A 21,214-nucleotide genomic window follows, 5' to 3' on the forward strand; every position below is an offset into this window, starting at 1 on the left:
GTAACTGAAGCTGCGTGCCGGGTTCGTGATGCTGCTCAGCCGGTTGCTCGTCGCCTCGGTGTTGTAGGTGCTCGGGATGCCGTTCAGGCTCACGCTGGTGCGGTTGCCGTTCGGGTCATAGGCGATCGCCCAGCTCGCTGCCGACGTGACGATGCTGGTCAGCCGGCTGTTCTCGTCGTAAGCGAAGCCCTGGTTCAGCGCCGGTTGCGGCGTACCGTCGCTGGCCAGCAGGTGCGAGAAGCCGGTGATGCGGTCCGCCGCGTCGTAGCTCACGTCGCGCAGCACGTTGCCCAGCGGGTAGCGCACGATGCGCCCGCTCAGGTCGAACAGCCTCGTGTGGTTCACCAGGCCGCTGGCCATGTGCCAGTCCCAGCCGCTCACCGGGCCAAAGGGTTCCCACTTCACGTTGCTGATCAGCGGGATGGGCGTGCCGCCTGCCGTCTGCGCCAGGCTCATGCCGATGAGTTCACCGACGTCGCGCGTGAGGATCAGCTGCCGCCCCGACGGGTAGGTGATGCTCATCAGGTCGCCGTGCGAGTAGGCGTACTTCACCGTCGTCAGGATCGGCACCGTGTTCGCACCGGCCTTCGCGTTCACCGACTGCACGGTCTCGGTGATCCGGCCCCGCGGGTCGTACCGGAAGCGGGCGAAGCCGCTCGGGTGATCGATCCGGCTCAGGCGCGGCCGGTGATGCTGTACAGCGGCTCGAGGATNGAGGATCAGCTGCCGCCCCGACGGGTAGGTGATGCTCATCAGGTCGCCGTGCGAGTAGGCGTACTTCACCGTCGTCAGGATCGGCACCGTGTTCGCACCGGCCTTCGCGTTCACCGACTGCACGGTCTCGGTGATCCGGCCTCGCGGGTCGTATCGAAAGCGGGCAAAGCCGCTCGGGTGATCCACACGGCTCACGTGGCCGATGCTGTAGGTGTAGTCCGGGCCGGTCAGGTCCCAGCTCCACGTGGTGGTCTGGCTGGGTTGTCCGCTCTGCGTGTAGACGACGCTGGTCAACCGGCCTTCGAGGTCGTAGGTGTAGGTTTCCGTCACCCCGCGGCTGTCGGTGCGGGTCTTCAGCCGCCGGGCCGCGTCGTATGTGATGTTGGTGATGCCGGTGTCCGGGCTGATCAACTGCGTGGCGTCGCCGAAGCCGTTGCGCGGGTACTGCGTGACCAGGCTGCGCGGGTCGGTCACCTTGGTGGGCCGCCCGCCGCCGTCGTACTCGATCGCGGTCTTGCCGTTCTTCGGGTCGGTCAACTCCTTCACCCGGCCCAGCGGGTCGTAGGCTGCCTTGTTCTGCAGATTCAGGCTGTCGGGTGCCCTGGTGGTCTTGGTCGGGTTGCCCCCGGCGTCGTATTCATAGGTCGTCACCGGGGTCGCAGACACCGGCGGAAGCGGCACTTGTGCGAAGGCCGCAGGCGCGCTCAGCAACGCCGCCGCTGCGCCGGCAATCAGGTGGCGGTTCATCGTCGTCTTGTTCATGTGCTCACTCCCTGCCCGTGCGCTGCTGGGCGCGGCCNGGAGCCGCCGCGGCCAGGCGCAGCGGAGGCGCGCTCAGCAACGCCGCCGCTGCGCCGGCAATCAGGTGGCGGTTCATCGTCGTCTTGTTCATGTGCTCACTCCCTGCCCGTGCGCTGCTGGGCGCGGCCCAGTACATCCATCGCCCGGGTCAGCCCGCGCTTGAGCGAGCCGGCCGGGTCCTGCACGTGCTCGTCGGTCTTGTTGCCCGCGTTGTCGAGCACGTAGTCGATGCGGTTGGCCTTGTGGTCGTACGCCGCCACCTGCCGGTGGGCACCGTCGTAGTCGAAGCCCACCCAGCTGCCGTTGTCGAACGTGACCTTCTTCAGCTGACCGGCTTCGTCGTAGGCATACGTGGTCGNCCTGCCGGTGGGCACCGTCGTAGTCGAAGCCCACCCAGCTGCCGTTGTCGAACGTGACCTTCTTCAGCTGACCGGCTTCGTCGTAGGCATACGTGGTCGTCTCTGCGCCAACGGTGTTCGTCAGCAGCCGTTGCCGCAGGTCATAGGTGTTCACCGTCACGATCCCCTGCGGGTCCGTGCTCTGCAGCACCTGGCCGTAGCGGTTGTAGCGGTCGAATGTCGTCACCTTGCCGAGCGAGGTCGTGATCGACTTCAGGTCCCCACGCTGGTGGTCCTCGTTCGTCTCGGCGTGGTACGCCAAGGTGGTCGTGTCGGTGTCGCTGTCGGTCGAGCTCAGCACCCGGCCGTCCACGTCGTACGTCCAGGTCTGCACCGTGTCGAGGGTGCCGGCCTGCCGCGTGGCGGAGAAGCCGAGGTGGCCGTCGGCATCCGTCGTCGCCTGCGTCACCCGCTTGCACAGCGCGGCGATCGGCTGGCCGTCCAGCAGTCTTGCCGCGGTCGGTGCACAACTTGCCACCGCGTTGGCGTTGAGCGGATCGGGCTGGCCGTTGTAGACGCTCGTCGTGATCTGCCCGGGTGTCGCCACCCTGATCGGCAGGCTCCAGTCCGGGTGCCACTGCGTGCTGGTCTTCACCGCGCCGGCCGGCAACCCGGCGTTCGTCGTCGTCACCGCCGCGCAGTTCTGACCCGGGCTCAGTCCTGCCACCGCTGCCGTCGCCACGTTGCGCACGAGGTCGTTCAGGTAGCAGCTGCGTGTGCCGTTGAAGTTGTCGCGGCTCGCGATGTTGCCGTTCGCGTCGTAACTCTGGCTGCGGCTGCTCTGCAGGCTGCCCGCTCCGGCCGGCTGGGCCTGATCAGCAAAGTAGTTCTTGCCGTTCAGGCTCAGCGAGCTCCACGTCGTCGTCTGCCCGCTCGGCTCCGTCATCACCATGCCTTGCGGGGCGATCCAGTCATAGGACCGGGCCAGGTAGCCGCCGTCGCGCTGCTCCGTCACGCGGACGCTCGGCGGGGTCGCGTAGCTCACCGTGTACCGGTCCACGCCGTTGGCGTGCTCGGTGCTGATCGCCCGCCCTTCTGCGTCGTACCCGAAAGTCGAATACCGCACGCCGCGCTCGTCGGTCACACCGGTCAGTGCCCATGGCAGATCCGTGCGCTCGTACAGAAGCGTCTTCGTCGTCCCGTCGGGCCAGGCGATGCCGGCCAGGTTGTCCTGGCCGTCGAAGACCAGCGTCGTCACCTGCCCGCCCGCATCCGTGATCGTGCCCAACCGCGCGCTGCTGTCCGGCCCGGCCGTGTACGCGAAGCTCACGCTGTGCCCGCGGTTGTCGATCGCCTGGATCAGCAAGCCGGGGAACGGCGCCACGCTCGTGGGCGTCGACGCGTCGCTGTAGCTGAAGTCGATGCGCGTGCGGTCGGGCCAAGCCATCGCCGTCAGTCGGCCCGCACTCGTGTACGTCTCCTGCACGTTGTTCGTGCTATCGGTGTAGAGGATGCTGCCATCAACCAGCGTGACGAACCGATCTCCGTTCCCAGGCTCCGCCTCTGGCGCCGCGCCTCCCGTGCTGGTCATCGTCTTGGAAACACCCGTGCCGCGGTCGAACACCATCGGGTTCGGCAGCCTGGGCGACGCGCTGTCGCCGCTCCTCATCGGCGCCACGCTGCGGTGCAGGTTGCCAAACCACATTGCGCTGCCCAGCGGGCCATGGCGTGGTGCCTTGCTCGCTTGGTCGACGGGCGGGTTGGCCCACACCTTGGGGATCCGGCCGGTGTTGTCGTAGGTGAACTGCAGCGTCGTGTTGCCGATCGCCAGGCCCGTGTCCACCACCTCGCGCTTGACGCCACGCAGCGGCAAGATCGGATTGCCCTTGCACACCTCGCACTCCGGCGGCGGCGGTGCGCTCGCCTTCGGCACCTCGATCATCGGCACGCACTGATTCGTCGTGCCGTCGGCCGTGTAGCCTTCGTTGCAGGAGCAGTCGGAGCCTTTCGTCGAGTTGGCCGGACACGTCACCGGGATCACGTCATAGATCCAGTACGCTGAGTACACGTAGTAATTCCACCCCGAATCGGGGTAGCCCAGCGCGTACGTCTCTATGCACACGCCCGACTGCGGCAGGTACTGCGGGATGTACGGCGCACGGCACATCGCCTCCTGGTAGGCCGGAGGTTGGTGGTAGTACCGGATCTCCTGCACACACGGCTTGCTGTAGGCCTGTGCACAGGCTGCGATATGGTCAGGGGCCGAACCGTCGACCAGCTCCGGCGGCACCGCCTTGTTGTTCTGCCACTGCACCTGCGGTGGCACCACTTCGGCCGCGCCCACGCGCAAGGCCACCATCAACAACGCGCTCAACACCAGCGCACACACCCGCGCCCCACCAAACTGGTGGAGCCTCCAACGGCTTCCCATGAGTCCTCCTCGTCGACCTCAATGCATCTTTGCTTCGCGCCCGGTACTTCTTCGGGAGACTTCTTCAACGCGAGCCGCCGCATTAGACGGGAACGGAGTGACAGGAACAAGTGCTTGTCGGAGCCCTCCGACAATCGTTGACGATTCGCCAATTCCTCACGGAACGCAAGCGTCACTCCGGTGCCGAACGGTGCAGATCCACCGCACTTCAGCTGCGGGAACCATCCGGATTCCCCATCGAACTCACAATCCCCGCCCGCACCGCCTCCGACAACTCCCGCCGCTGCGCATGCGCCGAGTAATGCGCCGGCAGCACCGTCACCTGCGCCGTCAGGCCCTCGGCCATCACCACCCACCACAGCGATTGCAGCAGGCTGGTGTCGCCGATGTAGGCCGCCGCCGGGCTCACCGCATGCGTCGCATCCGCATAGCGCAGCGCGACCGGCTGCACCGGCGTGCCGGTCGTGATCGCCGCCTGCAGCAGGTTCGCGTGGAACGGCAGCACGCCGTGCCCGTCGCTGGTCGTTCCCTCCGGAAACACCGCGATCACGTCGCCGCCCTGCAGCGCTTCGGCCACCTGGTGCACCACGCGCATCGCGTCGCGCTTGCGCTCGCGCTCGATGAACAGCGTGCCGCCGCATGCCGTCAGCCAGCCGATCACCGGCCACTGGCGGATGTCGGCCTTCGAGACGAAGCGCGCGGTGCAGGCCGCGTTGATCGCAAGGATGTCGATCCAGGACACGTGGTTCGCGACGACCATCACCGGCGCCGCATGCACCTCGCCCTGCACGACGACGCGAATGCCCAGCCGCCGCAACATCGCCGCGCACCACGGCCCGACCCGCGCAACGCGACGCGCCGGGCTCAGGAACGGGAAGATGAAGGCGCAGATCAGCACCCCGCGCAGCACGTGCGCCAGGCAGGCCACGATGCGCCAGGCGGCGCGCAGTGTCCGCACGGGGGTCAGCCGGCGCCGAGCCGCCTCAAGGCGGCTGAGCACCCCCTCGGGGGGCAGGAGCGAAGCGACGTGGGGGCTGTCATCTACCGCGCGCCGGGCTCGGCTTCGAACGCCACCTGCCCGGCCACCAGGGTCGTGGCCACCCGACCCGGCAGCTCGTAGCCCGAGAACGGCGAATGCCGGCCCTGGCTGCGGAACTTCGCCGGCTCCACCGTCCAGCGCGCACTCGGGTCGAACAGGCACAGGTCGGCCATGCCGCCCTGCACCAGCCGCCCCGCGCTCGAGCCGAGCGAACCCAGGCTCTCGCCGAGCACCCGCACCGGATCGCAGGTCATGCGCGCCAGCGTCGTCGTGAGCGGCAGCCGCTGCTCGTCGCCCCATTTCAGCGCCAGGCTCAGCAGCAGCTCCAGCCCGGTCGAGCCCGGCTCGGCTTCGGCGAACGGCAAGTTCTTGTTGTCCTCGTCGACCGGCGTGTGGTCGCTGACCAGCGCATCGACCGTGCCGTCGGCCAGCCCGGCGCGGATCGCGTCGCGGTCGCGCTGCTGGCGCAGCGGCGGCGTCAGCCGCATCGCGGCATTGAAGTAGCCGATGTCGACATCGGTCAGGTGCAGGTGGTTGACGCTCACGTCGCAGGTGACCGGCAGTCCTTCGTCCTTGGCCTGCCGCACCAGCGCGATGCCGGCCGCACTGCTCAGGCGGCACAGGTGCACGCGCGCACCGGTCACCCGCATCAGCTCGAAGATGACATGCAGCGCGATCGTCTCGGCGATCACCGGCACGCCCGACAGGCCGAGCCGTGTCGCCAGCGCGCCGCTCGCGGCCACGCCCTTGCCCAGGTGCGCATCCTGCGGCCGCAGCCACACGGTGTATCCGAAGGTGGCGGCGTATTGCATCGAGCGCTGCAGCACCAGCGTGTCGGTCAGCGGCGCGTCGGCCTGCGAGAAGCCGACGCAGCCGGCCTCCGTCAGCTCGGCCATCTCGGTGATGGCCTCGCCGGCCAACCCGCGCGTCAGCGCGCCCAGCGGGTACAGGTGCGCGTGGTTCAGGTTGCGCGCGCGGAACTTCAGCATCTCGACCAGGCCCGGCTCGTCGAGCGGCGGGTCGGTGTCGGGCGGGCACACCAGGCTGGTCACGCCGCCGGCCACTGCCGCGGCCATCTCCGACTCGAGCATGCCTTCGTGCTCGTGCCCCGGCTCGCGCAAGCGCGCCGCCAGGTCGACCAGTCCGGGTGCGACGACGAGGCCGCTCGCGTCGATGGTCCGGCTCGCATGGAAATCGGCGCTGACGCTGCCGAGCGAGACGATGCGGCCGGCCGCGATCGCGATGTCGCCGGTCTGGTCCAGCCCCGACGCCGGGTCGATCAGGCGGCCGTTCTTGATCAGGAGTTTCATGCGTTGTTTCCGGCGATGGTGGACATCACGGCCATGCGCACCGCGATGCCGAAGGTGACCTGCGGCAGGATCACGCTCTGCTTGCCGTCGGCCACCGACGAATCGATCTCGACGCCGCGGTTGATCGGCCCCGGGTGCATCACGATCGCGTCGGGCTTGGCCAGCGCGAGCTTCTCGTCGGTGAGCCCGTAGTTCTTGAAGAACTCGCCGGCGCTCGGCAGCATCGCGCCGCTCATGCGCTCGTTCTGCAGGCGCAGCATGATGATCACGTCGGCGCCGCGGATGCCCTCGGCCATGTCGTGGCACACCCGCACGCCCATCTCCTTCAGGTCGGCCGGCACCAGCGTCTTCGGGCCGACCGCGCGGATCTCGGGCACGCCCAGCGTGGTCAGCGCGTGGATGTCGGAGCGCGCGACCCGCGAGTGCAGGATGTCGCCGACGATCGCGACCGTCAGGTTGCTGAAGTCCTTCTTGAAGTGCCGGATCGTGTACATGTCCAGCAGCCCCTGCGTCGGGTGCGCATGGCGGCCGTCGCCGGCGTTTACCACATGCACGTGCGGCGCGCAGTGCTGCGCGATCAGGTAGGGTGCGCCGCTCTCGCCGTGCCGCACGACGAACATGTCGGCATGCATCGCCGACAGGTTGGCGATGGTGTCGAGCAGGCTCTCGCCCTTGGCCGCGCTCGACTTGGCGATGTCGAGGTTGATCACGTCGGCCGACAGCCGCTTGGCGGCGATCTCGAAGGTGGTGCGGGTGCGCGTGCTGTTCTCGAAGAACAGGTTGAACACGCTCTTGCCGCGCAGCAGCGGCACCTTCTTCACGTCGCGGTCGTTGACGCTCAGGAAGGTGCCGGCGGTGTCGAGGATGTGGTGGATCACCGCACGCGGCAGGCCCTCGATCGAGAGCAGGTGGATCAGTTCACCGTGCGCGTTGAGTTGCGGGTTTCGCTTCGAGAGCATCAGCTGCCTTCCTGGATGTCGAAGGTGAATCGGCCTTCGTCGTCGCGGGCGAGACGAAGGCGCTGCTCGCGCGGCAGCGTGATGCGCGCCGCCGAGTACGCCGGTTGGATCGGGAGCTCGCGCCCGCCGCGGTCGACCAGCACCGCCAGCGTGACGCTGGCCGGCCGACCGAAGTCGAACAGTTCGTTGATGACCGCGCGCGTCGTGCGGCCGGTGTAGAGCACATCGTCGATCAGCAGCACCGGTCGGCCGTCGACCTCGAACGGCAGCCGCGTCGGGTCGGCGCTCGACATGCCGCGCGACGCGAAATCGTCGCGGTGCAAGGCGCTCGAGATCACGCCGATCTCGCCCGGCAGCTTCAGTTGCTCGTGCAACCGCTCGGCCAGCCAGGCGCCGCCGGACCAGATGCCGACCAGCACGGTGTCGGGTTGCAGCAGGTTGCGCACGACCGCTTGCAGGTCCTTGTACAACGCTTCGGCGTCGAGATGCAGTGTGCCCATCAGGTGGTCCTCAAGGAAGTGCTCGCAGGTACTGCTCCAGGATGATGGCCGCCGACGTCGCATCGACGTCGCTCGCCCCCATCGCATGGGCCTCGGTGGTGGTGTAGCGCTCGTCGACCTCGTGCACCGGCAGCCGGAAGCGGCCGTGCAGCTGGCGTGCGAAGCGCTGCGCGCGCACGGTGTTCTCGTGCGGCGCGCCGTCGGGGTGCACCGGTACGCCGACGACCAGCGCGCTGGGCTGCCATTCGGCGATCAGCTTGCCGAGGGCCGCGAAACGCGCATCGCCGACCGCTGCCACGGTGCGAAGCGGCGTCGCGGTGCGCGTCACGGTGTTGCCGGTGGCCACGCCAACGCGCAGCGTGCCGAAGTCGAAGGCCAGGAACGAACGGGCCGCCTCATGCATGCCCCGCCTCTTGCGAGAGCATGCGCGGGTCGATGCCCAGCAGCGACAGCGCCTTGTCGTAGCGCTGCTCGACCGGCGTGTCGAAGATGATGCCGGGCTCGGCGCTGACGTTGATCCAGCCGTTGCGGCCGATCTCTTCCTCGAGCTGGCCGGCGCTCCAGCCGCTGTAGCCGAGCGTCACGAGGATCTTCTTCGGACCGGCGCCGTGCGACAGCGCCTCCAGCACGTCCTTGCTGGTGGTCATCTCGAGCCCGCCGGGGATCTGCAGCGACGAGTTGTAGTGCCCGCCCTCGCCCGCTTCGCCGCCCAGCCGCTCGTGCAGCACGAAGCCGCGCTCGGTCTGCACCGGGCCGCCGAAGTAGACCGGCACGTCGGCCAGGTCCGCCCGGTCGAGGGTCAGCTCGACCTTCTCGAACAGGTTCTTCAGCTTGATGTCGATCGGTTTGTTGATCACCAGGCCGAGCGCGCCCTTCTCGGTGTGCTCGCACAGGTAGATCACCGCGCCGGCGAAGGTGTCGTCGGCCATGCCCGGCATGGCGATCAGGAACTGGTTGGTCAGGTTGATGGTCGCGGCAGGCATAGGGCGGCATTTTATGACTGCGGCACACTCGCCCGATGGAAAAGGTTACAGAGCCGTCGCTGGACTCGGCGCTGGTGTGGTTCCGGCGTGACCTGCGCGCCGAGGACCACGCCGCGCTGTTCCATGCGCTGAAGGCCGCGCGCAAGGTCTGGTGCGGCTTCATCCTCGACCGCGAGATCCTCGATGCGCTGCCGCGCGCCGACCGGCGGGTGGAGTTCATCCGCGACAGCCTGGCCGCGCTCGACGCCCGGCTGCGGGCGCTGGCGCCCGGCGCCGCGGGCCTGCTGGTGCGCCATGGTGTCGCGGTCGACGAACTGCCGCGCCTGGCCCGCGAGCTGCACGTGCAGGCGGTGTACGCCAACCACGACGACGAGCCGGCCTCGCTCGCGCGCGACGCCCGGGTGCGCGGCACGCTGGCCGACCTGGGCATCGCGCTGCACACCGGCAAGGACCACGTGGTGTTCGAGCGCAACGAGCTGCTGACCGGCAGCGGCAAGTCCTACAGCGTGTTCACGCCGTACAAGAACGCCTGGCTGCGCAAGCTGGAGCCGTTCTATGTCAGCGCGTACCCGGTGGAACGCTACGCGCACCGGCTGGCGCCGCCGGCCGACGATGTCGCCGGCGACATCCCGTCGCTGGCCGACATCGGCTTCGAGCCGACAAACCTGCGCGAGCTGCAACAGGGCGTCGGCGAGGCCGGCGCGCAGGCGCTGCTCGACGACTTTTTGCCGCGCATCGAGCGCTACGGCGAGGCGCGCGATTTCCCGGCGGTCAAAGGGCCGAGTTACCTGTCGATGCACCTGCGCTTCGGCACCGTCTCGATCCGCACGCTGGCGCGCGAGGCGGCACAGCGCATGCACCACGGCTCGGCCGGCGCGGCGGTGTGGCTGTCGGAACTGGTGTGGCGCGATTTCTACCACCAGGTGCTGCACCACCACCCGCGGGTGGTCGGCGCGGCCTTCAAGCCGGCCTACGACGCGATCCGTTGGGAGCACGGCAAGCAGGCCCACACACTGTTCGACGCCTGGTGCGAGGGCCGCACCGGCTACCCGCTGGTCGACGCCGCGATGGCACAGATCAACCAGACCGGCTACATGCACAACCGGCTGCGCATGGTGGTGGCGAGCTTCCTGACCAAGGACCTGGGCATCGACTGGCGCTGGGGCGAGCGCTACTTTGCGCAGCACCTGAACGACTACGACCTCGCGGCCAACAACGGCGGCTGGCAGTGGGCCGCGTCGACCGGCTGCGATGCGCAGCCCTACTTCCGCATCTTCAACCCGGTGAGCCAGAGCGAGAAGTTCGACGCCGCCGGCAAGTTCATCCGACGCTATCTGCCGGTGCTGGCCAGGCTGTCCGACAAGGCGATCCACGCGCCGTGGCTGGCGCGGCCGATCGAGCTGGCCGAGGCCGGCGTGCGGCTGGGCGACAACTACCCGCTGCCGATCGTGATGCACGACGAGGCGCGCGAGCGCACGCTGGCGCGCTATGCCGTGGTGAAGGACGCCGGCAGCGCGGAGGCTTAGGCGCCGTCGTCGTCGTCCGCCTCGTCAAACGCCGGCGCCTCGCGCCCCCGCTGGTCGCCGCGCCCTTGGCGCCGGCGCTGTCCGCCGCGAGGCGCCCCGCTGGCCCGGCTGACGCCACCCCGCGCGCGGCGGCGCGGCGCGGCGACGGACACGTCCTCGTCGCCCGAAACGTCGGAGCCGACGATGTCCGCCAGCGCGTCGACCCCCTGCCCGTCGGCGCCATCGAAGCAGGCCTCAGCGACCGTGGTCCGCGCCCCGCAGCGCCCGCGGCTGAACCTCACGACCAGGTAAGCCTGCCGCGGCGGCGCGGGCCGGTCGGGCAGCGGATCGCTCACGCCCTTGACGCCGCCGAAAGGGCCGATTCCCACCAGAAGACTCCCGCTGCGCGTTGACGATCGGCGGTGGGTGACCGCGTCGGCGCGTCAGTTCCGTGCGGCCGCCGGCGTGGGCGCTTTGTCTGCCACCGTCACGCCATCACAGCACGCGCCGCGGCGCCGCCGTCGCCACGTCGCCGCTGTTCGGCGTGCCGGTCGGCTCGATCAGCAGCATGTGCGTCTCCTCGTCGGCCCACGGCCGGTGCTGCACGCCGCGCGGCACGATGAACATCTGCCCCGGCCCGAGCGTGACCGTGCCGTCCGGCAGGTCGATGTGCAGCCGGCCCTTCAGCACCAGGAAGAAATCGTCGGTGTCGGGGTGCGCGTGCCAGCGGTACTCGCCGGCCACCTTGACCACCATCACGTCGTGGCCGTTGTATTCGGCCACGGTGCGCGGTGCCCAGTGGTCGTGGAAGAGCTCGAGCTTGTCGTGCAGGTCGATCGCGTTCATGGAAGCCTGGCGTGCAGAGTGAAACCGCACGCAGTCTGCCGGCGAGTGCCGCGCGGGTCTTGTACGCTTGTCGCATGATCACCGCGCCTTCCGGCGGCCCCGGCGCCCCGAACGCCTCCGACTGGGCCCGTTTCCAGCCGGGCGCCACGCCCGACATCACGCTGATGCAGGCGCATTTCACCGAGCACGTCTTCGAGCGGCACAGCCACGCGCAGTACGCCATCGGCGTCACGCACAGCGGGGTGCAGACCTTCCACTGCCGCGGTGCGGCCCACGCCAGCCTGCCGGGCGACCTGCTGCTGTTCAACCCCGACGAGGCCCACGACGGGCAGCGCGGCACCGACGAAGGCTTCGGCTACGCGATCCTCTATGTCGACCCGGCCGCGCTGCCGCGCCACCTGCAGCGCGACGCCGGCACGCGCGCCAGCAGCTTCTTCCGCCAGCCGGTGGTGCACGACCCGCAGGCCGCCGCCGCGCTGCAGCGCGCGATGGCCGCCATCGGCCAGCCGCAGGAGTCGCTGCGCGGCGAGGCCCTGACCACCGAGGTGCTGGTGCGCCTGCTGCAACGGCATGGCGAGACGCCGGCGGGCGACGCCCGGCCGCTGGCCGCCGGCTCGCAGCGCATGCTGCGCGTGCGCGACCACATCCGCGCGCACGCGTCGCGCGACCTGTCGGTCAGCGAACTCGCCCGCGAAGCCGGGTTGTCGCGCGTGCACCTGAGCCGCGCCTTCGCGCAGCACTTCGGCGTGCCGCCGCACGTCTACCTGAATGCGGTGCGGCTCGAGCACGCGAAGCGCCTGTTGCTGGCCGGCATCGCGCCGGCGCTCGCGGCGCTGGACGCCGGCTTTGCGGACCAGAGCCATTTCAGCCGCCGCTTCAAGGGCGCGACCGGGCTGGCGCCCGGCGCCTGGCTGCGCCAGATGGGCGCTCAGGCGAGGGCCGACGGCGGCGCGGGCACCGCCTCCGCCAGCTCGGTGTAGGCCCGCATCTGCAGCATCGGGTCGGTGGCCATGGCTCAGGTCCCGAGCGTCACCCAGTGCGATTGCACGCCGTCGCGACCTGCTGCCTTTGCGCGGTACAGCGCCCGGTCGGCCTGCTGCGCCGCCGGCTCCCAGGCGTCGAAACGATCGAACGCGGCAGACAGCCCGAGGCTGATCGTGCAGGCCGCGACGCCTGCGCCGTTCGCGGCCGGCACCTGCAAGCGGCCGACGCCGCTGTGCAGCCGCCCGGCCAGCGCCAGGGCGGTCGCCTGATCGGCACCCACGCAACCGATCAGGAACTCGTCGCCACCGAGGCGCGCGACGAAATCGCCGACGCGCAGCTGCGTCGTCAGCTCACGGGCCACACCCTGCAGCACCGCGTCGCCGGTCGCGTGGCCGAGCGTGTCGTTGATGCGCTTGAAGTGGTCGATGTCGAGCAGCAGCAGCGTCAGCGGCGCGGCCTGGCGCTGGTCGAAGTGCTGCTTGAGCGCCCGCACGAGGCCGTTGCGGTTGAAGACCCCGGTCAGCGCATCGCGCGTGGCCATCTCGCTCAGTTGGCCGTTCAGGCGCAGCAGCAGCATCCACACCAGCGTCAGCGCGGTGACGACCGCGGCCACCGACGAGTAGAGGTAGTAGACCTGCGCCAGGGTCCCATGGAACACGACCGGCATGCCACGCACCGCGATGTCGACGGCGCGCAGCAGCGTCGTCGCCGCGAGGGCACTGACGATGAACGCCAGTATCGTGAGCGGCGCCTGCAGCGGCACCGTCTGGTTGCGGCGTTCGACGGCCAGCGTCCAGCCGATCAACGCATACTGGGTGCCGAGCAGCACGCTGAGCGCGATGTAACGCGCTTGCGCACCGCCAGCCACGGCAACGGCCACCTCGGTTCCGAACAGCACCACCGCCAGCAAGGCGACGCGACGCGCGGGCATGGGCGCGCGGCCGACGAACTCGCGCACGCCATCGCCGAACAGCAGCACCGCCAACAGCAACACGCCGTCGGAGCCGAGGCCGAGCAGGTTGACACCCTGGAGCAGGCCGACCAGCCGTGCCAGGTAGGCGAGACCGAACAAGCCGCTTGCGACCGCCCACCGCCCGAGACCCGGTGCCCCGGGCATGCGCCGCCACACCAGCGCCATCAGGCCTCCGCTGGCAAGCAGGTGGATGGCGAGCATCAGGATGACGGTGGCGGGGTCCATGGCGGCGAAGGCTGCGACGGTGGATTGTCGCCACGGATCCGGGCGCATCGCTGCGTCCTGCCGCTTCAGGCAGCGGCAGCGTGACGAAGTTTTCGCTTATCGTCTTCGGTCCAACTCACAGGACCCCGATGAACCCGACCCTTCGCACCGCGGTGGCCGCCATCAGCCTGGCCACCCTTGCCCCGCTCGCCGCCGCGCAAACCCTGCCGGCCTTGAGCGACGCGCCCTACCCGGGCGTGATCAGCCTCGCGGTGGATGCCACCGACCTCGACCGCAAGATCTTCCGCGTGCGCGAGACGATTCCCGTCTCGCCCGGCCCGCTCGCGCTGTACTACCCGCGCTGGCTGCCCGGCACGCATTCGCCGAGCGCAGCCCTCGCGCAGCTGAGCGGCCTGCAGCTCAGCGCCGGCGGCAAGCCGGTCGCCTGGGTGCGCGATGGGGTCGACAGCGCGGCCTTCCACGTCGAGGTGCCGGCCGGCGCGACGTCGCTCGACATCGAGTTCCAGTTCCTGACGCCGCTCGAGCCCGGCGACGAACGGCCGGTCGTCACGCCCGACATGCTCGGCGTGCAATGGAACGCCGTCGTGCTGTACCCGGCCGGCCATGCCGCCGCGAAGATCACCGTGCAGCCCAGTCTGACGCTGCCCGCCGGCTGGCTGGCCGGCACCGCGCTGGAGCTGGCTTCGCAGGGCGCGGCCACCGCCCGCGGGTCGACCTTCTCCTTCAAGGCCACCGACCTCGACACGCTGGTCGATTCGCCGGTGTTCGCCGGCCGCCACCTGCAGCGCCTGGACCTCGACCCCGGCGCGCGCGCCGCCGGCCGCGCACCGGTGTTCCTGAACGTCGTCGCCGACCGGGCGTCGCAGGGTGTCATCAGCCCGGAGCAGCTGGCGGCGCACCGCGCGCTCGTCACGCAGGCCGACAAGGTGTTCGCGTCGCGGCACTTCACGCACTACGAGTTCCTGCTGGCGCTCAGCGACCAGTTCGGCCGCATCGGACTGGAGCACCACCAGTCCAGCGAGAACGGCGTGAAGCCCGGCTACTTCACCGAGTGGAGCAAGGGTTCGGTCGGGCGCGACCTGCTGCCGCACGAGTACACCCATTCGTGGAACGGCAAGTTCCGCCGCCCGGCCGACCTGTGGACGCCGCATTTCAATACGCCGATGCGCGACAGCCTGCTGTGGGTCTACGAAGGCCAGACGCAGTACTGGGGCGCGGTGCTGGCTGCCCGCTCCGGCCTGGTCAGTGCGGCCGATGCGCGCGACGACCTGGCCGAGACCGCGGCCTTGCTCGACGCCCGCGCCGGCCGTGCCTGGCGCAGCCTGCAGGACACCACCAACGAACCGCTGCTGTGGGCCACGCGCGGCCGCCGCGACTGGACCTCGTGGCAGCGCTCCGCCGACTACTACGACGAATCGCGCCTGATCTGGCTGGAGGCCGACATGCTGATCCGCGAGCGCTCGAATGGCAAGCGCTCGCTCGACGACTTCGCGCGGGCCTTCTTCGGTGCCGAGCCGAAGCGCGTGCAGCCGCTGACCTACGGCTTCGACGACGTGGTGCGGGAGCTGAACCGCGTGCAGGCCTACGACTGGGCCGGCTTCCTGCGGCAGCGGCTGGACACGCACGACCGGCCGGCGCCGACCGGTGGCATCGCCGCCGCCGGCTGGAAGCTCGCGTGGAGCGACAAGCCGAGCGAGCACTACAAGGCCCGGATGGCGGCCTACAAGGTGGCCGATTTCAACTACTCGCTCGGCTTCGACATCGGCGAGGCCGCGAAGGTGCGCAACGTGAACTGGGGCAGCCCGGCCTTCGACGCCGGCATGGCGCCGGGCGCGACGCTGCTGGCCGTCAACGGCCGCGCGTACACCGAAGACCTGCTGAAGGAGGCCGTCACCGCCGCGAAGGACGGCAACCCGGTCGAGCTGCTGCTGAAGTCGGGCGACCTGTACCGCAGCGTGCGCATCGAGTGGCGCGGCGGGCTGCGCTACCCGTCGCTGCAGCGCATCGACGGCACGCCCGACCGCCTGGCGACGCTGTTCGCGCCGCTGCGCTGAGTTCGGTCGAGTCGAGCTGACCCGCGTCAGGCGGCGGCCGGCTCGCCGGCGAGGTCCGCCGCGACCGCCTGCAGGATCTCGTTCGACAAGGCCTCGTCGTCGACCGCGCGGGCCAGCACCTGCGCGCCGATCATCGCGGCATACGCGACGATCGCGCGCTCGCGCCGCCGCGCCTTGCGCCCGCCGACCAGCGCGGCGATGAAGTCGACCGCGCCGCGCACCCCGGCGGTGAACGCGGCCCGCAGTGCCGGCCCCTGGCGCGCGGCCTCCGCGCCGAGCGCCGCAACCGCGCAGCCGTCGCCGGGTTCGTCGCGGTGCTCGACCGACAGGTAGCTGCGTGCCAGCACGGCCAGGCCGTCTTCGCCGCGTGCCGCCGCGTCGCCGACGACGCGCTGCCAGCGCTGCCCCCCCGCATCGAACACCCGCGAACAGGCCTCGGCCATCAGGTCTTCCTTCGAGCCGAACTGGCCGTAGAAGCCGCCGTGCGTCATGCCGGCGCCCTTCATCAGGTCGGCCACGCCGATGCCGTCGAAGCCGCGTTCGCGGAACAGCTTCGCGGCGACCTCCAGCACCCGTTCGCGGTTCTGCAGGGCTTGTTCACGGCTGACTTTCATCGGGGATGACCTTTCGAGTGCGGCGTTGCTCACGACGCCGCTTGACATGATAAATGATATGCGTCATATAATTCAATCATGACGACCGTCATGTAAAACACGTTTCACGTTCCCTGAAAGGACCCCGCCATGAACATCCGCAATGCCGTCATCCTGGTGACCGGAGCCAACCGCGGCCTCGGCAAGTCGCTGGTCAAGCAGCTGCTCGCCGCCGGCGCGAAGAAGGTCTATGCCGCCGCCCGCGACCCGTCCGGCATCACGCTGCCGGGCGTCGAAGCGGTCAAGCTCGACGTGACGAACGCCGGCGACATCGCCGCCGCGACCGCGCGCCTGCAGGACGTGAGCGTCGTGATCAACAACGCCGGCATCACGCGCGGCTCGCCGCTGCTGGCGGCCGGCAGTGCCGACGCGGCACGCGCCGAGATGGAGACCAACTTCTTCGGCCCGCTGGCGCTGAGCCAGGCTTTCGCGCCGGTGCTGAAGGCCAACGGCGGCGGTGCGATCGTCAACGTGCTGTCGGTGCTGAGCTGGCTCAGCATCCCGAGCGCTGCCACCTACAGCGCGAGCAAGTCGGCCGCCTGGTCGCTGACCAACGGGCTGCGCGGCGAACTGCGCGCGCAGGGCACGCAGGTGGTGGGGGTGCACGTCGGCTACATGGACACCGACATGACGAAGGGGCTGGACGCGGCGAAGACCGATCCGGACCAGGTCGCGCAGCAGGTGATCGACGCGCTCGCGAGCGGCGCCGAAGAGGTGCTGGCCGACGACCTGAGCCGCGGCGTGCGGCAGGGGCTGGCCGCGCCGCGCGGCGTGTACCTGGGGGAACCGGCGGCGGCCTGAGCCCGGTCAGGCGGACGGCGTCCTGGTCTGGTCGCGTGCCAGGCGCAGGCGCCGCATCAGCTCGGCGTTCAGCTCGCGGGTGTGGCGGTTCCAGCGCTCGGTCGCGCGCTCGATCTCGACCTGCAGCCGCGCGGCGAGTTCGGTCTCGCGCTGCAGCAGCGCCCAGATCGCGAACTCGGCCCGCGCCTCGAAGCTGCCGAAGCGCGCCACCGCCTGCTCGAACGCCTCGCGCGCCTCGCCGTGGCGGCCGGCCGCGGCCAGCGAGCGGGCCATCAGCAACGACATCTCTTCCTCGCGGAAGCTCGCATCCTGCGCGCGGATCGCGTTCAGGTGGCTGATGGCTTCCTGCGGGCGCTCGCGCGCGAAGCTGGCCCGCGCGGCGCCGCGGCGGATCTCCAGGTCGGTCGAGAACGGGCCCTTCAGGCAGGCCTCCCAGGTCTGCGCCGATTCGTCGAACTCGCCGGCGTCGTACAGCGCCGCGGCGAGCCGCATCTGGTTCTGCGCGGTCGGCGTGTACTCGAAGGCGGCCCGGGCATCGCGCAGCTCGCGCGTCGGGTCGAGCGATTTCACCGCCGCGACGATGGCCTTGCGCGCACCGCGTTCCAGCCGCGAATCGGGCAGGTAGATCGCGAGGAAGTAGACGATGCTGCCGAGCCCGGGAAACGAGAACAGCACGAACAGCCAGTAGGTCTGCTGGCGGCTGCGCACCGCGTGGACCGCGAAGAACAGGGCAATGACGATGTGCAGCCCGAGGCCTGCGATGGGCATGAGCGTCCTCCTCGAATGATTCTGATGGACGCAAATTGTAGGAAGCCCCGGGCGGCGCGGGACATGGCGGCGCGCGAGAATAGTCACGAACGGCTCCAGGAACCCTCCATGTCCCTTGCTCCCACGCCGCCGGCCGGCCCCCCGGTCCCCATCGCCACCCAGCGCTTCACCGACCCGGTCGCCGCGCTCGCGCAGGTGAAGGCCATCTACGAGCAGAGCCTGGCGCAGCTGCGCGGCGCGTTGCACAGCTTCGTCGCGGGCACCGCGCCGACCGAGCATGTGCGGGCCTGCTACCCGTTCGTGCGCGTGCACACCGACACCGTCGCGCGTGCCGACTCGCGGCTGAGCTACGGCTTCGTCGCCGGCCCCGGCACCTACGAGACCACGCTGACACGGCCCGACCTGTTCAACGGCTACTACCTCGAGCAGTTCCGGCTGCTGCTGAAGAACCACAACGTCGCGCTCGAGGTCGGCGTCAGCAGCCAGCCGATCCCGGTGCACTTCTCGCTGGCCGAGCACGACCACCTCGAAGGCAGCCTGGGCCCCGAGCGGCGGCTGCTGATGCGCGACATGTTCGACCTGCCCGACCTGGCCGCGATGGACGACGCGATCGCCAACGGCACCTACGAGACGCGGCCCGGCGAGTCGCACCCGCTGTCGCTGTTCACCGCGCCGCGCGTCGACTACTCGCTGCACCGGCTGCGCCACTACACCGGCACCGCGCCGGAGCACTTCCAGAATTTCGTGCTGTTCACGAACTACCAGTTCTACATCGACGAGTTCGTGCGCCTGGGCCACGAGGCGATGGCCGATCCGGCGAGCGAGTACCTGGCGTTCGTCGAGCCGGGCAACGTGATCACGCGGCGCACCGGCACCGCGCACCGCCCGGGCGACGAGCTCGGCTCGATCCCGCCGCGGCTGCCGCAGATGCCGGCCTACCACCTGGTGCGCGAGGACGGCGCCGGCATCACGATGGTCAACATCGGCGTCGGCCCGGCCAACGCGAAGACCATCACCGACCACATCGCGGTGCTGCGCCCGCATGCGTGGATCATGCTGGGCCACTGCGCCGGGCTGCGCAACACGCAGGCGCTGGGCGACTACGTGCTGGCCCACGGCTATGTGCGCGAAGACCACGTGCTCGACGAAGACCTGCCGCTGTGGGTGCCGATCCCGCCGCTGGCGGAGATCCAGGTGGCACTGCAGACCGCGGTGGCCGACATCACGCAGCTGACCGGCTACGAGCTGAAGCGCATCCTGCGCACCGGCACGGTGGCCTCCACCGACAACCGCAACTGGGAGCTGCTGCCGCAGCGCACGCCGGAACGCCGCTTCAGCCAGAGCCGCGCAGTGGCGCTCGACATGGAGAGCGCGACGATCGCGGCCAACGGCTTCCGTTTCCGCGTGCCCTACGGCACCTTGCTGTGCGTCAGCGACAAGCCGCTGCACGGCGAGATCAAGCTGCCGGGGATGGCCAACCACTTCTACCGCGAGCGCGTCGACCAGCACCTGCGCATCGGCATGCGTGCGGTCGAGCTGCTGCGGGCGCAGACGGTGGACCAGCTGCACAGCCGCAAGCTGCGCAGCTTTGCGGAGGTCGCGTTCCAGTAGCGTTCACTGCGCGGCGTACGGCCGCAGGTCGTCGCGCGTGACGTGCAGCGCCTCGACCGAGGCGAGCTGCGCCACCAGGTGATCGACGGTCGCCCGCACCCGCGGTGCGACCAGCGCCCGGTGCGGATAGTGCAGCGCCAGTTCGCGGTCACCGGCGACGTGCTCGTCGACGAACAGCGCCTTCAGCTCGCCCGACTTCAGCAGCGGCCAGGCCTGCGGCAGCCCGACCTGCACGATGCCCAGGTCCAGGCGCGCCGTCTCCACCGCGGCGCCGGTCGAGATCGTCATCACGCAGCGCTCGGGCCAGAAGTCGACGGTCGAGCCGTCCGGCTCGCGGAAGGTCCATGGCGAGACCTCGCCGCTCAGGAAACGCACCAGCGCGACGTCATGCACCGGCAGGTCGGCCCGGGTGCGCGGTACGCCGCGGGCAGCCAGGTAGGCCGGCGTTGCCACCAGCACCATCTCGAGCCGACCGACCGGACGCGACACCAGGCCCGAATCGGTGGCACGGCCGCCGCGCAGCGCGAGGTCGTAGCCCTGCGCGATCAGGTCGACCCGCCGGTCGTCGAAATCCAGGTCCACGACCAGCCCCGGGTGGCGTGCCCGCAGGCCCGGCATCAGCGGCAGCAGGAAACTCTGGCCGTAGTGGGTCGCACACGAGATGCGCACCCGGCCGCTCGGCTCGGCGCGCTGCGCCGCCACCGCGTCGACCGCCGCGTCCAGCGCGTCGATCGCGACGCGTGCCCGCTCGAGGAAGGCCTCGCCCTCGTTCGTGAGCCGCTGCACCCGCGTCGTGCGATTGAGCAGCCGCACGCCGAGCGAAGCCTCCAGCGACGCGACGTTCTTGCTGACCGCCGCCCCCGAGATGCCCAACGCCTTGGCCGCCGCGGCGAAGCTGCCGCGGTCGGCGGTCTGCACGAAGGACAGGATGGCCGGCACCCGCTGCGCTGCGTCCATTCTCAACCTCAGGTTATGAGTTCATGAACCAGCAACCATCTTACGTTGAGGATGATGGCTTCGCAGAATGACGACATCGACATCTCTTCTGGAGTCCACCATGAGTTCTTCCACCATCGCCATCCTCGGCAACGGCCTCGTCGGCAGCACGCTCGCAAAGGGCTTCATCGCCCGCGGCGACCGCGTGGTGTTCGGTAGCCGCGACACCGGCGGCGACAAGACCCGCGCGGCGCTGGCCGCCGCACCGGGCAGCACCGCGGCCAGCCTGGTCGCCGCCGCACGGCAGGCCGACAGCGCCGTCATCGCGTTGCCGTGGGCCGCGCTGAAGACCGCGTTGACGCCGGCGCTGGCCGATGCGCTGGCCGGCAAGACGGTGATCGACGCCGTGAACCCGGTCGACTTCAGCTCGGGCCAGCCGGCGCTCGCGCTCGGCTTCACCGACTCGGCCGGCGAAACCGTGCAGCGGCTGCTGCCGCAGTCGAAGGTCGTGAAGGCCTTCAACATCATCACCGCCACCCACATGGTGCAGCCGAAGCTGGCCGACGGCGAACCGGACATGTTCATCGCCGGCAACGACGCCGGCGCCAAGGCCGAGGTCGCGGCGATCCTGCGCAGCTTCGGCTGGCGCAGCGCGATCGACCTCGGCGGCATCGAGCAGGCCCGCCTGCTGGAGCCGCTCGCGATGATCTGGATCCGCTACGGCGTCGGCAACAACCACTGGACGCACGGCTTCAGCCTGCTGAACCGCAAGCCCGACTGAGG

Annotated in this window: 18 protein-coding genes and 3 pseudogenes; 6 read left to right on the plus strand and 15 right to left on the minus strand. The window is 70.0% G+C overall.

Translation table 11 applies throughout. The features are described from left to right. Positions 1-714: 714 nt before the first annotated feature. The 9 genes and pseudogenes from ASC98_RS32440 to ASC98_RS22530 form a co-directional block, all read right to left on the minus strand. Positions 715-1,476: pseudogene (locus tag ASC98_RS32440) on the minus strand (hypothetical protein); the annotation flags it as partial. A gap of 134 nt (positions 1,477-1,610) precedes the next feature. Further along, a pseudogene (locus ASC98_RS32445) lies at positions 1,611-1,873 on the minus strand (RHS repeat protein); the annotation flags it as partial. 176 nt (positions 1,874-2,049) lie between these two features. Beyond that, positions 2,050-4,284: pseudogene (locus tag ASC98_RS32450) on the minus strand (hypothetical protein); the annotation flags it as partial. 208 nt (positions 4,285-4,492) lie between these two features. Next, positions 4,493-5,242 carry a 1-acyl-sn-glycerol-3-phosphate acyltransferase gene (locus tag ASC98_RS22505; protein WP_157597988.1) on the minus strand — a complete coding sequence of 250 codons (750 nt, stop codon included), beginning with the start codon at positions 5,240-5,242 and terminating at the stop codon, positions 4,493-4,495. 83 nt (positions 5,243-5,325) lie between these two features. Further along, positions 5,326-6,633, minus strand: coding sequence for a dihydroorotase (locus ASC98_RS22510; RefSeq protein WP_056810691.1), 1,308 nt, complete (start codon positions 6,631-6,633; stop codon positions 5,326-5,328). Next, complete coding sequence (locus tag ASC98_RS22515; RefSeq protein ID WP_056810687.1) at positions 6,630-7,592, minus strand: aspartate carbamoyltransferase catalytic subunit; 963 nt, start codon at positions 7,590-7,592, stop codon at positions 6,630-6,632. The genes ASC98_RS22510 and ASC98_RS22515 overlap by 4 nt, the downstream gene beginning before the upstream one ends. After that, positions 7,592-8,092 carry a bifunctional pyr operon transcriptional regulator/uracil phosphoribosyltransferase PyrR gene (gene pyrR / locus ASC98_RS22520; protein ID WP_056810685.1) on the minus strand — a complete coding sequence of 167 codons (501 nt, stop codon included), beginning with the start codon at positions 8,090-8,092 and terminating at the stop codon, positions 7,592-7,594. Before pyrR ends, ASC98_RS22515 begins: the two co-directional genes overlap by 1 nt. Before the next feature lie 10 nt (positions 8,093-8,102). Beyond that, complete coding sequence (gene ruvX, locus ASC98_RS22525) at positions 8,103-8,495, minus strand: Holliday junction resolvase RuvX (protein ID WP_056810682.1); 393 nt, start codon at positions 8,493-8,495, stop codon at positions 8,103-8,105. Then, complete coding sequence (locus ASC98_RS22530) at positions 8,488-9,075, minus strand: YqgE/AlgH family protein (RefSeq protein WP_056810679.1); 588 nt, start codon at positions 9,073-9,075, stop codon at positions 8,488-8,490. Before ASC98_RS22530 ends, ruvX begins: the two co-directional genes overlap by 8 nt. A 35-nt stretch (positions 9,076-9,110) precedes the next feature. On the opposite strand from ASC98_RS22530, the gene ASC98_RS22535 reads away from it, so the two are divergent. Next, positions 9,111-10,601: a deoxyribodipyrimidine photo-lyase gene (locus tag ASC98_RS22535; protein WP_056810677.1), complete on the plus strand. Its 1,491-nt coding sequence runs from the start codon at positions 9,111-9,113 to the stop codon at positions 10,599-10,601. Here ASC98_RS22535 and ASC98_RS22540 read toward each other — a convergent pair. Both ASC98_RS22540 and ASC98_RS22545 read right to left on the minus strand, forming a co-directional pair. Then, complete coding sequence (locus ASC98_RS22540) at positions 10,598-10,936, minus strand: hypothetical protein (RefSeq protein ID WP_157597987.1); 339 nt, start codon at positions 10,934-10,936, stop codon at positions 10,598-10,600. The genes ASC98_RS22535 and ASC98_RS22540 overlap by 4 nt on opposite strands. Before the next feature lie 139 nt (positions 10,937-11,075). Next, complete coding sequence (locus ASC98_RS22545; protein ID WP_056810673.1) at positions 11,076-11,426, minus strand: cupin domain-containing protein; 351 nt, start codon at positions 11,424-11,426, stop codon at positions 11,076-11,078. A 74-nt stretch (positions 11,427-11,500) separates the two neighbouring features. On the opposite strand from ASC98_RS22545, the gene ASC98_RS22550 reads away from it, so the two are divergent. Further along, complete coding sequence (locus ASC98_RS22550) at positions 11,501-12,406, plus strand: AraC family transcriptional regulator (protein ID WP_056810669.1); 906 nt, start codon at positions 11,501-11,503, stop codon at positions 12,404-12,406. A gap of 35 nt (positions 12,407-12,441) precedes the next feature. Here the strand turns inward: ASC98_RS22550 and ASC98_RS22555 are convergent, their stop codons facing one another. Continuing rightward, positions 12,442-13,608 carry a diguanylate cyclase gene (locus tag ASC98_RS22555; RefSeq protein ID WP_056810667.1) on the minus strand — a complete coding sequence of 389 codons (1,167 nt, stop codon included), beginning with the start codon at positions 13,606-13,608 and terminating at the stop codon, positions 12,442-12,444. 128 nt (positions 13,609-13,736) lie between these two features. On the opposite strand from ASC98_RS22555, the gene ASC98_RS22560 reads away from it, so the two are divergent. Then, the gene (locus ASC98_RS22560) at positions 13,737-15,662 is read left to right on the plus strand and encodes a M61 family metallopeptidase (protein WP_056810665.1); all 1,926 of its coding nucleotides are present in this window, start codon (positions 13,737-13,739) and stop codon (positions 15,660-15,662) included. Positions 15,663-15,688: 26 nt separating this feature from the next. Here the strand turns inward: ASC98_RS22560 and ASC98_RS22565 are convergent, their stop codons facing one another. After that, positions 15,689-16,276: a TetR/AcrR family transcriptional regulator gene (locus ASC98_RS22565; protein ID WP_056810662.1), complete on the minus strand. Its 588-nt coding sequence runs from the start codon at positions 16,274-16,276 to the stop codon at positions 15,689-15,691. A 129-nt stretch (positions 16,277-16,405) separates the two neighbouring features. Here ASC98_RS22565 and ASC98_RS22570 point away from each other — a divergent pair, with 129 nt between their 5' ends. Beyond that, on the plus strand, positions 16,406-17,116 hold the full coding sequence (locus tag ASC98_RS22570; RefSeq protein ID WP_056810659.1) for an SDR family oxidoreductase: 711 nt from the start codon (positions 16,406-16,408) through the stop codon (positions 17,114-17,116). Positions 17,117-17,122: 6 nt separating this feature from the next. Here ASC98_RS22570 and ASC98_RS22575 read toward each other — a convergent pair whose 3' ends face one another. Further along, complete coding sequence (locus ASC98_RS22575; RefSeq protein WP_056810657.1) at positions 17,123-17,884, minus strand: hypothetical protein; 762 nt, start codon at positions 17,882-17,884, stop codon at positions 17,123-17,125. Between the two features lie 108 nt (positions 17,885-17,992). On the opposite strand from ASC98_RS22575, the gene ASC98_RS22580 reads away from it, so the two are divergent. After that, entirely contained in the window at positions 17,993-19,495 is a 1,503-nt protein-coding gene (locus ASC98_RS22580; protein ID WP_056810654.1) for an AMP nucleosidase, read from the plus strand. 3 nt (positions 19,496-19,498) lie between these two features. On the opposite strand, the gene ASC98_RS22585 is transcribed toward ASC98_RS22580, so the two are convergent. Then, complete coding sequence (locus ASC98_RS22585) at positions 19,499-20,452, minus strand: LysR family transcriptional regulator (RefSeq protein WP_056810652.1); 954 nt, start codon at positions 20,450-20,452, stop codon at positions 19,499-19,501. Positions 20,453-20,552: 100 nt separating this feature from the next. Here ASC98_RS22585 and ASC98_RS22590 point away from each other — a divergent pair, with 100 nt between their 5' ends. Then, on the plus strand, positions 20,553-21,212 hold the full coding sequence (locus tag ASC98_RS22590) for an NADPH-dependent F420 reductase (RefSeq protein WP_056810648.1): 660 nt from the start codon (positions 20,553-20,555) through the stop codon (positions 21,210-21,212). The last annotated feature ends 2 nt before the right edge of the window (positions 21,213-21,214 follow it).

This window comes from Rhizobacter sp. Root1238 (assembly GCF_001425825.1).
Taxonomy (GTDB): Bacteria; Pseudomonadota; Gammaproteobacteria; order Burkholderiales; family Burkholderiaceae_C; genus Rhizobacter.

What these genes read in the sequence shown, in the direction of transcription:
- ASC98_RS22590 (WP_056810648.1), top strand. Translation starts at nt 20,553, where the DNA reads ATGAGTTCTTCCACCATCGCCATCCTCGGCAACGGCCTCGTCGGCAGC.
- ASC98_RS22510 (WP_056810691.1), bottom strand. Translation starts at nt 6,633, where the DNA reads ATGAAACTCCTGATCAAGAACGGCCGCCTGATCGACCCGGCGTCGGGG.
- ASC98_RS22545 (WP_056810673.1), bottom strand. Translation starts at nt 11,426, where the DNA reads ATGAACGCGATCGACCTGCACGACAAGCTCGAGCTCTTCCACGACCAC.
- ruvX (WP_056810682.1), bottom strand. Translation starts at nt 8,495, where the DNA reads ATGCATGAGGCGGCCCGTTCGTTCCTGGCCTTCGACTTCGGCACGCTG.
- ASC98_RS22575 (WP_056810657.1), bottom strand. Translation starts at nt 17,884, where the DNA reads ATGCCCATCGCAGGCCTCGGGCTGCACATCGTCATTGCCCTGTTCTTC.
- ASC98_RS22515 (WP_056810687.1), bottom strand. Translation starts at nt 7,592, where the DNA reads ATGCTCTCGAAGCGAAACCCGCAACTCAACGCGCACGGTGAACTGATC.
- ASC98_RS22585 (WP_056810652.1), bottom strand. Translation starts at nt 20,452, where the DNA reads ATGGACGCAGCGCAGCGGGTGCCGGCCATCCTGTCCTTCGTGCAGACC.
- ASC98_RS22570 (WP_056810659.1), top strand. Translation starts at nt 16,406, where the DNA reads ATGAACATCCGCAATGCCGTCATCCTGGTGACCGGAGCCAACCGCGGC.
- ASC98_RS22535 (WP_056810677.1), top strand. Translation starts at nt 9,111, where the DNA reads ATGGAAAAGGTTACAGAGCCGTCGCTGGACTCGGCGCTGGTGTGGTTC.
- pyrR (WP_056810685.1), bottom strand. Translation starts at nt 8,092, where the DNA reads ATGGGCACACTGCATCTCGACGCCGAAGCGTTGTACAAGGACCTGCAA.
- ASC98_RS22530 (WP_056810679.1), bottom strand. Translation starts at nt 9,075, where the DNA reads ATGCCTGCCGCGACCATCAACCTGACCAACCAGTTCCTGATCGCCATG.
- ASC98_RS22550 (WP_056810669.1), top strand. Translation starts at nt 11,501, where the DNA reads ATGATCACCGCGCCTTCCGGCGGCCCCGGCGCCCCGAACGCCTCCGAC.
- ASC98_RS22555 (WP_056810667.1), bottom strand. Translation starts at nt 13,608, where the DNA reads ATGGACCCCGCCACCGTCATCCTGATGCTCGCCATCCACCTGCTTGCC.
- ASC98_RS22580 (WP_056810654.1), top strand. Translation starts at nt 17,993, where the DNA reads ATGTCCCTTGCTCCCACGCCGCCGGCCGGCCCCCCGGTCCCCATCGCC.
- ASC98_RS22560 (WP_056810665.1), top strand. Translation starts at nt 13,737, where the DNA reads ATGAACCCGACCCTTCGCACCGCGGTGGCCGCCATCAGCCTGGCCACC.
- ASC98_RS22565 (WP_056810662.1), bottom strand. Translation starts at nt 16,276, where the DNA reads ATGAAAGTCAGCCGTGAACAAGCCCTGCAGAACCGCGAACGGGTGCTG.